At 36.0% G+C, this 11,501-nt stretch carries 11 protein-coding genes; 5 read left to right on the top strand and 6 right to left on the bottom strand.

Translation table 11 applies throughout. The features are described 5' to 3' along the window. On the bottom strand, positions 1-514 hold a 514-nt coding region (locus GSY74_RS09885; protein WP_164664938.1), incomplete at its 3' end, for a DUF302 domain-containing protein. Between the two features lie 184 nt (positions 515-698). Here GSY74_RS09885 and gyrB point away from each other — a divergent pair. Both gyrB and queF read left to right on the top strand, forming a co-directional pair. Further along, complete coding sequence (gyrB, locus tag GSY74_RS09880; protein ID WP_164664937.1) at positions 699-4,286, top strand: DNA topoisomerase (ATP-hydrolyzing) subunit B; 3,588 nt, start codon at positions 699-701, stop codon at positions 4,284-4,286. Between the two features lie 83 nt (positions 4,287-4,369). Continuing rightward, positions 4,370-4,771: a preQ(1) synthase gene (queF, locus tag GSY74_RS09875; RefSeq protein ID WP_164664936.1), complete on the top strand. Its 402-nt coding sequence runs from the start codon at positions 4,370-4,372 to the stop codon at positions 4,769-4,771. On the opposite strand, the gene gltX is transcribed toward queF, so the two are convergent. After that, complete coding sequence (gene gltX, locus GSY74_RS09870) at positions 4,768-6,180, bottom strand: glutamate--tRNA ligase (RefSeq protein WP_164664935.1); 1,413 nt, start codon at positions 6,178-6,180, stop codon at positions 4,768-4,770. The genes queF and gltX overlap by 4 nt on opposite strands. 134 nt (positions 6,181-6,314) lie before the next feature. Here gltX and GSY74_RS09865 point away from each other — a divergent pair, with 134 nt between their 5' ends. Beyond that, positions 6,315-7,253 carry a sugar transferase gene (locus GSY74_RS09865; protein ID WP_164664934.1) on the top strand — a complete coding sequence of 313 codons (939 nt, stop codon included), beginning with the start codon at positions 6,315-6,317 and terminating at the stop codon, positions 7,251-7,253. On the opposite strand, the gene GSY74_RS09860 is transcribed toward GSY74_RS09865, so the two are convergent. Continuing rightward, positions 7,250-7,642 (bottom strand): DUF6858 family protein, encoded by a 393-nt coding sequence (locus tag GSY74_RS09860; protein WP_164664933.1) that lies wholly within the window; start codon positions 7,640-7,642, stop codon positions 7,250-7,252. The genes GSY74_RS09865 and GSY74_RS09860 overlap by 4 nt on opposite strands. Before the next feature lie 138 nt (positions 7,643-7,780). Beyond that, a complete protein-coding gene (locus GSY74_RS09855; RefSeq protein ID WP_164664932.1) occupies positions 7,781-8,950 on the bottom strand; it encodes an NAD(P)/FAD-dependent oxidoreductase in 1,170 nt (389 codons plus the stop codon). A 161-nt stretch (positions 8,951-9,111) separates the two neighbouring features. Here GSY74_RS09855 and moaC point away from each other — a divergent pair, with 161 nt between their 5' ends. Both moaC and GSY74_RS09845 read left to right on the top strand, forming a co-directional pair. Then, positions 9,112-9,582 carry a cyclic pyranopterin monophosphate synthase MoaC gene (gene moaC / locus GSY74_RS09850; protein WP_164664931.1) on the top strand — a complete coding sequence of 157 codons (471 nt, stop codon included), beginning with the start codon at positions 9,112-9,114 and terminating at the stop codon, positions 9,580-9,582. Continuing rightward, the gene (locus tag GSY74_RS09845; RefSeq protein ID WP_164664930.1) at positions 9,579-9,848 is read left to right on the top strand and encodes a YbeD family protein; all 270 of its coding nucleotides are present in this window, start codon (positions 9,579-9,581) and stop codon (positions 9,846-9,848) included. Before moaC ends, GSY74_RS09845 begins: the two co-directional genes overlap by 4 nt. On the opposite strand, the gene GSY74_RS11060 is transcribed toward GSY74_RS09845, so the two are convergent. Then, positions 9,805-10,644, bottom strand: coding sequence for a paraquat-inducible protein A (locus GSY74_RS11060; protein WP_164664929.1), 840 nt, complete (start codon positions 10,642-10,644; stop codon positions 9,805-9,807). The two genes, GSY74_RS09845 and GSY74_RS11060, sit on opposite strands and share 44 nt — an antisense overlap. Beyond that, the coding region (locus GSY74_RS09835) for an esterase-like activity of phytase family protein (protein ID WP_164664928.1) at positions 10,644-11,501 on the bottom strand (858 nt) is incomplete at its 5' end. The genes GSY74_RS11060 and GSY74_RS09835, both read right to left, overlap by 1 nt.

Genomic DNA, 11,501 nt, shown 5'->3' with positions numbered 1-11,501 from the left:
GTTTAAAATCTTCAGGTGATTTTGTAATAACAGAGCTAAGTTTATTAAGCATACCACTCATTTTGTTATGTACTTTACAGCCATCTAGGTTATAAATTTCACCATAAAAAGCGGTGTCTCTATAAGATACATAGACTTTGCCATCTTTTGCTTGGTACGCCAAGATTTTAAGTGGTAAATCAAGACCTGCTTTAGGGTCTTTTGACAACATTTTTAGACCTACCGATGGCTTTCCAAATATAAGAAGCTCTGCATCTGCAACATCTTTTGCACCTGCATTTCTTGAATTTTGGGCATGGTTGATTCTATTAAAGAGGGTGATGCCTTTTTTCTTGATAATCTTTTCAAGTCTATTGATAGTTGTGTTTACATCAACAAAACTCTCTTTGGTTACGATACCATTTTTGTCCATTTGAGAGCTTTTTATCTCACTCTTTTTCTCAACTACTGGAGCCTCTGCCATCAATGCAGTTGTGAGTCCAAGTATTAAACTTACAGTTACTAGTTTTGTCATGGATATTCCTTTATGATAATAATTATTATATGTAACTATACAATTATTTTTTAAAATAGGACTTAATTAGTCTTATTTAGGAAACCGTTCTCAAAAATTTAGAACATCTAATCCACTTAACACTTTATAACCAGAATTATGGTAAAATCTTAGGTTTTATAATAAATTTTTATGGAGTCTATCAATGGCAGAATATGGTGCTAGTAATATCAAAGTCCTCAAAGGATTAGAAGCAGTAAGAAAAAGACCTGGAATGTATATTGGTGATACATCAACCAAAGGGCTTCACCACCTTGTTTATGAAGTTGTTGACAACTCCATAGATGAAGCTATGGCAGGTTTTTGTGATACTATTAAAGTAACCCTGACCAAAGATGGGTCGGCTATTATCGAGGATAATGGGCGAGGGATTCCTGTTGCATTGCACCCTACTGAAAAAATCTCTGCGGCCACTGTTGTTATGACTGTGCTTCATGCTGGTGGTAAATTCGATAAAGACACATATAAAGTCTCTGGTGGTCTTCATGGGGTTGGGGTTTCGGTTGTAAATGCTTTATCAAAAGATTTGAAACTCACTATATATCGTGATGGCTCTTCATATGTACAGGATTTTAAAAAAGGGATTCCACAAGAAATTTTAGCTGTTACTGGCAACTCTAGGAAAAAAGGTACCAAGATAGAGTTTTGGGCTGATGATAGCATTTTCACAGAGGGTACTTCGTTTCAAAAAGAGATTTTGATGAAGAGGTTCAAAGAACTGGCTTATCTCAATCCAAAAATCACCATTGATTTTAAAGATGATAGAGATGGAACAGCAGAACTTTATCATTTTGAAGGTGGTATCAAGCAGTTTGTAGAGGATATGAACACAAAAGAGCCACTCTCAAAGGCACAGTTTTTTCAAGGTACTGCAGATGATATTGAGATAGATATTGCTCTGATGTATTGTGATGCTGATTCTGAAAAATCACTCTCATTTGTCAATAACATAAAAACGGCTGATGGTGGTACACACGAAGCAGGTTTTAGAGCAGGGCTAACTCGCTCTATGTCTCGATATATTAGCAGAAATGCAAATGCCAAAGAGAAGAATACAAAGATTACTGGTGATGACTGTAAAGAGGGGCTGATAACCATCATCTCTGTGCGTGTTCCAGAACCACAATTTGAGGGGCAGACCAAAGGGAAACTTGGTTCTAGCTATGTTAGACCTTTGGTTCAGAAGTTCTTCTCTGAAAGCTTTAACAAATATCTTGAAGAGAATCCAAATGATGCCAAAGCAATTATGGGTCAAATTCTCTTGGCAGCAAGAGGGCGTGACGCGGCCAAAAGAGCGAAGGATTTAGTTAAGCGAAAAGACTCAATGAGTATTGGTACGCTTCCTGGGAAATTGGCTGATTGTCAGAGTAAAGACCCTGCACTATCGGAGATTTATTTGGTGGAAGGGGATAGTGCTGGGGGGTGTTGGTCAGGAAAAACTAAGGTAAAATGTGCTAATGGAACAGATATTTCAATTGAAATTTTAGCAGAAGAACACAAAAAAGGTAAGGTAAATTTCATTTATACCTATAATCATAAAACAGATAAAATAGAGTTGCAAAAAATAAAAAATGTATGGGAGACAAAAGTTACTGATGATTTGCTCTATATTACTTTAGATAATGGGGAAAGAGAGCTTTGTACATCTGACCATAGATGGCTTTTGCGAAATGGAGAGTATGTTGAAGCTAAAGATTTAAAAGTTGGTACATCTATCATGCCTCTTTATACAGAAATAAGAGAATTTGGATTTCATCATAGAAAACATCTAAAAGAGTTGAAAATACATAAATATGAAGCAGTTTTATATCCAAATGGGAAATCTGATTTTACACACCATTTAGCTGATAAATGGAATCTTCAAAACTCTGTTTATAAACAGAGAGATGGAAATATTCATAGACACCATATGGATAAGAATCCTCTAAATAATAATCCAACAAATATTGAACAGTTAACGCCCTCAGAACACTTATCTAAACATCATGTAGATTTTGATAAACAAACACCTGAATACAAAGCTTATATGTCCAAAAAAATGAAAGAACAATCTGATGAAATCTCCCAAAGGGTCATCAAAGATTGGGAAAATCCTGAATATAGAGCCAAATTTGAGGGTCAACATAAAAGAATGCGTGAGATTCAGATTGCAAATGGTCAGATGAATACAGAACATTTTGCTGAGTATTGGGCTGATGAGACCCATAGGGAAGAGCAGAGTGAAAGGGTTACTAAATATTTTCAAGATAATCCTGATGCCGTTGAAAACAATAGAAAAAAAGCAAATGAGCAGTGGGATAATGAAGAGTTAAGAAAATGGAGATCAGAAGAGACTCGAAAACAGATGTCTGACCTTGATAATATCAAAAGAAAGTTAGCTACAGAAAGAGAAACTAGAATTAAAAATAGTTTAGAGTTTTTAAATATTATTGGAATAGATAATTATGAAAATCAAAGAAAAGAGACTAAAAATAGAAAAGTTTTTACAATTCCAACACTTTTATCAAAAATGGATAAGAGTGAAAAATATCCAAAGTTTGAAAATTATAATCAGTTAATAGATAGTGATTTATATGTTTATAATCATAAAGTTGTAAAAGTTGAGAAGTACAAGGGAGAACCTATTTCGGTTTACGATATAGAAGTACCAAACACTCATAACTTTGCTCTATCATCAGGAGTATTTGTTCACAACTCAGCCAAACAAGGAAGAGAGCGAGAATTTCAAGCAATTTTACCACTAAAAGGTAAGATTCTAAATGTTGAAAAAGCTAGACTAGAGAAGATTTTAAAGTCGGATGAGATTAAAAATATGATTACGGCTCTTGGTTGTGGGATTGGTGATGAGTTCAACGAAGAGAAGCTACGATACCACAAGGTTATAATCATGACTGATGCTGATGTGGATGGCAGTCACATTCAGACGCTACTTATGACATTTTTCTATAGATTCTTGAAGCCAGTTATCGAAAAAGGTTATCTATATTTAGCTCAACCACCACTTTACAGATATAAAAAAGGCAAAAATGAGACCTATCTCAAAGATGATAAATCTCTAAATGACTTCCTTATCGAGAATGGTATATCGGTATTGGAGTCTGAAACTATGGGGAGACAAGATTTAACGGAACTATTTAAACTGGTGGCTTACTATAAAAGCTCACTAGCAGAGATAGAGAAACGATTTGCTCTACCTGAAGTGGTTCGATATATGATTGAGAATCCTGATGTTATCTCTACCGATAATGAAGGTCTATCAAAAACACTTGAAGCGTATATCTCTAATCTTGGTTATAATATTTTGAGTAAGTCTGTCAATGAGGAGTTTATCCAGTATTTTGTTCAGACCAATGATGGTTTGGAGGAGTTGATTGTTGATGATAATCTATTTACTAGTCCATTCTATAATGAAGCGATATATCTAAATCAGAAGATACAAGATAGAGTTACAGATGAGTACAGAGATAGAGACATTTTGGAACTTCTTGGAGCTGTTGAGGCGAGTGCCAAAAAGGGTGCATATATCCAACGATACAAAGGTTTAGGAGAGATGAATCCTAGCCAACTATGGGAGACTACTATGAATCCTGAGGATAGACGACTTCTAAAAGTTGTTATCAATGATGACCAAGTAGCCTCTGATACTTTTGTGCTGTTTATGGGTGATGAGGTTGAGCCAAGACGAGCCTATATTGAGACTCATGCTAAAGATGTTAAACATTTGGATGTTTAGGAACCGATGGCTTTAGCCTCGCAATATTCGGGGCTGAAGCCTCCGATTCCGAAAAGAATAAACTAAAAGAAGAAAATAAATATATGAAATATGGTGAAAAAGAGATAGAAGCGTTTGATATAGACTTAGCAGAGAACTATTGGGCAAATGAGCATAAGAAAAATTATACTATAGATATAGCGTTACCAGAGTTTATGTGCAAGTGTCCAAGGTCAGGTTATCCTGACTTTGCGACTATAAAGCTTAGTTATTGTCCTGATGAAAAAGTTATTGAACTTAAAGCTTTGAAGCTCTATATCAATAGCTTTATGAATATATATATTTCTCATGAGAACTCTGCTAATGAGATTTTTGATGCATTGAATAGAAATATGAAACCTAAATGGATAAGGATTGTGGCTGATTACAACCCTAGAGGTAATGTACATACGGTTATTACCGTTGACAGTAGGGTCGGTAACACCGACCAAATTGACCATATTTAAATATTTGTGGTCGGTGTTACCGACCCTACGAATTCAATCGCTCTTTCAATACGAGAAATAGTCTCCTCAACCCCAATAATAGCCATAATCTCATCAAGACCAGAACCAGTCATAGAACCCAATAGACTAACACGAAGAGGCATTCCAATCTTGCCAAAACCTATCTCTTTGCTCTTAACAAAATTATCTATAACAGCATGATACTCTGGTGGTGTATGCAGAGGTCTCTCCCACTCTTTTAACATCATTGCAAAATCTGCTAAGATGTTTTTAGCTTCACCCTTGAAGGCTTTTTTGACATTTTTGGGATTATACTCTGTTGGAGCGTTCATAATCAGATTTATCTGCGATGCCAGTTCCACTAGAGTTTTACCTCGCTCTTTGGTCGCATCCAATAGAAGTTCTAGTTTATCATGCCCTTCAACCTCTATACTATACTCTTTTAACCGAATTGCCAACTGCTCATTTGGCATATTTTTAATATAGTGTGCATTTAACCACAAGAGCTTATCAAGATTATAATTCGATGAACTTCTATTAATATTTTTTGGCTCAAACAGCTCTATCATCTCATCTATACTAAATATCTCTTGGTCTCCATGACTCCAACCCAAACGCACCAAGAAATTTAACAATGCTTCTGGTAGATAGCCAAGAGTTTTGTACTCCATCACATCGGTTGCACCATCTCTTTTTGATAGTTTTTTGCCCTGTTCATTGTTTATCATCGCTACATGGTAGAAGTTTGGTATCTCAAATCCAAGAGCTTCATAGACTACAATCTGTTTTGGTGTATTATATAGATGGTCATCACCACGAATCACATCGGTGAGGTTCATAAGAGCATCATCAATCGCTACCACAAAATTATAGGTAGGAACTCCTCCTGTTCTAGCGATAACAAAATCATCAACCTCTGTTGAAGCGATAGTAATCTCACCCTTTACACCATCATTGAAGATAATATTACCCTCCTGTGGAGCCTTAATACGAATCACTGGCTCCACACCCTCTGGAGGAGTTCCATTAAAGTCTCTGTATCGACCGTCATACCGTGTTCTCTCACCTTTGGACATCTGCTCTTCACGCAGGACTGTTAGCTCATCTTTACTCATGTAGCACTTGTACGCTTTGCCCTCTTCCAGAAGTTGGTCTATATATTTTTTATAAATATCAAACCGTTTCGATTGGTAGATTGCATCTCCATCGTAACTCATCCCTACCCAATCAAAAGCTTTTAAAATAGCCTCTAATGCCTCATCTGAGTTTCTTGATAGGTCTGTATCTTCTATACGAAGGAGGAACTCTCCCCTATTTTTTCTAGCCCATAACCATGAGAAGAGAGCTGTTCTTAGCCCTCCAATATGTAAATATCCTGTTGGTGATGGTGCAAAACGAGTTGTTATCATCTGTTAGCCTTCATTAAAATAATTGAAATAATCGCGAAAATTATAACCTAAGAGCCATTAATGTTTAGTTTATCATCATATTTATAGTGAAGTTAATGTAAAATAATATAAATAATAAATTTTAAAGTCTTTATATGATAATTTTGGGTGATAGATATAGCTTTAGCAGGGTAGAGAAGGATAGATTAAAAAAAAGATTTAATACTATCAACCAGATAAGTTACAAAACGCTTCCAGCAGAAGAGTGTACCATACAAATTAAAAAAATTTTAAAATCTGCAAATAGCAAACTAATTGTATTAAATACAAAGGCTGCCCTACCTCCCAAACTCCTAACTTACCTTACAAAACTTGAAATTAGAGGGATTAGATATATGACAGTGGAACACTTTATGGAGAAGTATCTGCATAAGTGTCTTATTCTCGATGAATCGTTTGATGTCTCTTTTTTAGATGATATTCACTCCTATACAACATTTCAAAAAATTCAAAAAAGAGTAGTTGACTTTATTGCTATTATAATGCTTTTGATTCCAACTCTACTAGCTGTTATATACTCTGCCTATAGAATCAAAAAGGAATCCCCTGGAACGCTGTTTTTTAGACAAAAACGAGTAGGTCTTGGGGAGTGTGAATTCTCCTGTATTAAACTTCGCTCTATGAATATAGATGCAGAGAAAGATGGAGCAAAATTTGCAACTGATAATGACCCAAGAGCTTTTCCGTGGGGTGAGAAGATACGGTATACGAAGATAGATGAGCTGATTCAGCTTTGGAATGTCTTTAAGGGGGAGATGCATTTTGTGGGGCCACGACCCGAACGCAAGATATGGACAAATGAGTTTGAGAAATCTATTCCATACTATACCCAACGACATATCGTAGCCCCTGGGATTACAGGTCTTGCACAGATTAAATATCAGTATGGTTCAGGGAAACTTGATGCCAAAGAGAAGCTTATGTATGACCTCTACTATATTAAAAATTGGAATATTTTTTTGGAGTTAGAGGTTATATGGAAAACTATACTTTTTGTTTTGACTAAAAAACGAGAGAATCTCTCGAATTTTTAACTGTTTGCAATACCCTTAACCCAACTCTCCATCTCTCTGTTTGCATCAGGATTTGGGGCTTCTAAAAAACTTACTACAAATTTATCAGCAAGTTCGGCTATGCCAATAGAGCGAGGTCGTACGGCTAATACTTCTGGCTTTGGTATTTTTTTTCCAAAACAGCAGATAATATTTTTGGCATCTAATATCTTTGGGTTAATTTCACCTATTTCTAGGTTTGAAGTGTGGGTATAGTGGTCAAACTCTCCAATATAAGTTGCAACTGGGTGTGTGTCAATCTTCTCTTTCATATAAGCTAAAATTTCATCTACACTTTGGTGACTGGTCTCATCTTTGTTAATCTCTATTGTAAATACTGGGTATTTTTCCATTACTATTATCTGTTTCATTTTTTTCCTTTATCTAGACACCGTCTCGTTCCACCTGTCCTCAGGTGGAATGCATAGACAATTTATGCATTGATTTCCGTTGTTTGTCCCTATGCATTCCACCTCAGAGAGGATGGAACGAGAGGAAAAAGTATTCTCTTACATTCCTGGAATTCTAGGAATCTTCCCAAGTTTAGAATTTTTACAATACCAACCCCAACCCTTTTTCATCCAGTGACCAATAATTGGCAGAGGTATAATCTTTCCACCACTGTCATTTCTAAATACGAACGCTGCACCATCACCTGTATCCATAACACATAGGATATTGAGATGCTCCATATAGCTCCGTTTTGAGTTGATTTTTTGCATCTTTTGGAAGATATTATAAGAAACATTTTTTGCCATTACCTCTGCTACATGTCCCTGTTTCGCTCTCCAATCGGGTCCCATTAGAGAGGCTGAATCGCCAATAGCATAGACACCATCAAAGCCATCTATTTCGTTATACTCATTGGTTACTACAAATCCTGCATCACTAATAGGTAGGTCAGAGGATTCAATAACAGAGTGTCCTTTTCCTGCTGAGATAAACATAGTCAAATCGGACTCTAGTTTAGTCCCATCTTCAAATCTGATACCATCTGCTTCGAACTCTGTGATTTTTGAACCAACTTTTTTATTGATATTTGTCATTCCAAACATCTTGTCCATCATCACCAACGCTTTTGGCCCCATCTTTTGCCCTGGTTTTGCCATTGGTGCAAAAAATGTAAGTTCAAATTTATCTCTTATACCTTTTCTCTTTAGCATAGTATTGACATTAAACAGCACCTCAAATGCTGGTCCACCACGCACGGCTGATGTATCATGTGGATTTCCACCAAAGCCCATTGCAATTTTTCCTGAACCTCTGTCGACTAGTCTGCTAAGTCGCTCATATAGCTCCTCTGCCTCTTCTGGTTTTCCACAGATGGATAGAGTGTTTTCTATGCCCTTATGTTTCATCTTGTCTTGACCCATCGCCACCACGATATACTCAAACTCATTCAAAACTCTACCACTTGCTAGAGTAACTTTTTTCTCTTTGGCTTCAAGTGCAGTTACAGGGTCTACGATAAGTTGGAAACCATGTTTTTGTGCTAACTGGTCAAGTGGCACAGATATTTTATCTTTTGTTGTCTCGCCTGTAGGTATCCATATAGATGTTGGATAGATATAAAAATAGTCTCTATCACTCACTAGTGTAGTCTCTATACCCTGTTTTTTTAGATAGATGGCAGCCTCAACACCTGCGAAGCCCCCACCAAGTACTAAAACTTTTTTCATCAATAAAATCCTTTCGTATTAATTAAATTAAGTTTAAATTATGATTTGAATTATAATCTGTTATTCTACTATAAATAAGATAAATATTCTCCTAATAAAGAATTTATGTATAGGGAAAAGTATTTTTTGGGTAAAATTGCTATAAAAATTTAGGAAGCATTATGAACTTAACTCATTTGGATGAGAATAACAAACCTAAGATGGTTGATGTCTCAGATAAAGAGGAGACAACCCGTGTTGCTGTTGCCTCTGGGATTATTGAGGTTACACGCGAAGCGTATGATGCAGTAGTAGCAAACTCTGCAAAAAAAGGCCCTGTACTTCAAACAGCCGTAATCGCAGCGATACAGGGGGCTAAACAGACTAGTACACTTATTCCTATGTGTCATCCTCTGATGCTTACTTCTGTCAAGACAGATATTGAAGAGCTATCTGAACTACCTGGGTTCAAGCTCACAGTTAGAGCGAAACTCAAAGGGCAGACAGGTGTGGAGATGGAAGCTTTGACAGGTGTGAGTGTGGGACTCCTTACCATTTATGATATGCTAAAAGCTATTGACAAAGGTATGGTAATTAAAAATATACAACTAGAGAAAAAATCAGGGGGTAACTCAGGTGATTTTAACAGATGATTTTAGATGATAAGTGTCAAACTAAACCAAATATTGAGTATCCTTGCCAATGGGAGTATAAGATTATTGGAACTAACAAAGTGGAATTAGAAGTATCTATCTCTGATATTATGGGAGATAGAGACTATAAGAGTAGAGCAGGGAATAGCTCTAGCAAAGGGAAGTTTCATAGCCTAAATGCCAGTTGTAATGTGGCTTCGGAAGATGAGAGAAATGCTATATTTAAGGCATTTCAAGAGCATGTTGCCGTGAAGATGGTGATATAACCCTCTTCATTTTTATAGTAGTAACCATAGAGAGAATCACATAAGCCAAAAAGAAGTAGAGACCTACCTCTATCTCTGCATGGCTTACGCTACCTTTGTTGCTAGTGAGATATACTAAAAGTGTAGCTACTACAAAAACATCTATCATAGACCATTTTCCTATGTGCCGAAAGAACTCTACTAGATGGTGGCTAAATCTGTAGTCTCTAAAGATTATGGTAAAAATAAGAGTGACTATTTTGGCTAGAGGGACGATAACAGAGAAGAGTAAAATAGTGATAGCAACAGCTATCTCTCCACTCTCAAATAGCTTTGATATAGAGCCTAGTATCCCTTTTGATTCAAATGATAATATAACATCTCCAAGGTGTTCAACCTCTTTATGGATGGTAACCATTAGGATAGGGGTAATAAGCCCAAATATGAGGGATATGAGAGAGGCTATGGCTAGAGTCATCGTCCCTGCTCTTGGACTACAACTTAGAGATATTATAATCAAAAATATGAGCGTTACCATAAAGTAGTATAGATTTGTTTTACCTAGCACTCTGTTGGTAGTCTGCTCTTTTTTTAGTCTGTCGAGTTTCTCTTTTGTCTCATCTTTTATAAAACCAAAAGAGATAACCGAGGTGAATTTGTCCAACTTCCCTTGGGCTAGACCATTTGCGTCACAGTGACTAGCTATGGTTGCTGTGTTCTGCTCATATAGTTTTGCATGTCTGTATGATTGTATACCAAAATAGCCAAGAGCTATAAGAGAAGTTAAAATTAGGACTATTCTTAATACTTTTAACACTATTTCACCTCAAAATATATTAATAGTGTTGGCAAAAAAGATCTGTTTTGATTGTCTGAGACCATAACAAAACGATTTTTCCCAACTTTTGCTAGACCTTCAAAGTTGCCCATAGCCCAACTATCAAAGCTATCAAACGAGAGAAGAACCTCTGATTTACATCGGTTTTTTTTGTCACAGTTATCTATATAGACTTTTTTTAGAGTAATCATAAGTGGATTGGATAGACCACTGTATGCTCTCTCCAAGACCAAGATATTACCATCATCCATAACCTCTATCGCAGTAACAGCAGAATTTTTATATTTTTCTGTTTTAAAATGCCACTCTTTACCTTTTAGTGAGTATATCGTTTGGTTGCTCTTTTTTCTTTTTTTGATAGGGTACTCTGCTATCGTTAATATGCCATATTTGGGATGAAATGCAAGGGCTTCAAATATCTTATTTTTGTCTCTATATGCAGTTGTTTTTCTTAGTTTTTTGGGTAGCTTATAGTCCAATTTTATCAGCCCTTTTGGTGATAGCTTAGAGATTTTTGCTCTTCTCTCAAAAGAGATTAGAAGTTCTTGTTTATCGTTGTAAGTTAGACCCTCACTATCAAGTTGGCTCTCTTCTCTTTTGGCTTTTTTTACTCTGAAACCATCTATATATTTTAGATTTTCTATCTTTTTGTTGAAATTTGCAGAGAATTTATATATATAACCCTTATCACCTATCATAAAAAGTTGTCTGCTCTTTTGCTCATAGGCAACATCTGAAATTTCAGAAAATGGCACACTATTTTTTGTCCCATACTCCAAAGAGAGTTGGTCTAGGATAGTTATTTTGCTCTCTTGCGTCCCTTTTGCAACTAAATT

The organism is Sulfurovum sp. bin170 (assembly GCF_010892395.1).
Classification (GTDB): domain Bacteria; phylum Campylobacterota; class Campylobacteria; order Campylobacterales; family Sulfurovaceae; genus UBA1140.
Note: the sequence above shows the minus strand (reverse complement) of the source record. Positions and strands in the feature narration are given on the sequence as shown.

Coding starts and splice junctions, on each gene's coding strand:
- gyrB (WP_164664937.1), top strand. CDS start 699: ATGGCAGAATATGGTGCTAGTAATATCAAAGTCCTCAAAGGATTAGAA.
- queF (WP_164664936.1), top strand. CDS start 4,370: ATGAAATATGGTGAAAAAGAGATAGAAGCGTTTGATATAGACTTAGCA.
- gltX (WP_164664935.1), bottom strand. CDS start 6,180: ATGATAACAACTCGTTTTGCACCATCACCAACAGGATATTTACATATT.
- GSY74_RS09865 (WP_164664934.1), top strand. CDS start 6,315: ATGATAATTTTGGGTGATAGATATAGCTTTAGCAGGGTAGAGAAGGAT.
- GSY74_RS09860 (WP_164664933.1), bottom strand. CDS start 7,642: ATGAAACAGATAATAGTAATGGAAAAATACCCAGTATTTACAATAGAG.
- GSY74_RS09855 (WP_164664932.1), bottom strand. CDS start 8,950: ATGAAAAAAGTTTTAGTACTTGGTGGGGGCTTCGCAGGTGTTGAGGCT.
- moaC (WP_164664931.1), top strand. CDS start 9,112: ATGAACTTAACTCATTTGGATGAGAATAACAAACCTAAGATGGTTGAT.
- GSY74_RS09845 (WP_164664930.1), top strand. CDS start 9,579: ATGATTTTAGATGATAAGTGTCAAACTAAACCAAATATTGAGTATCCT.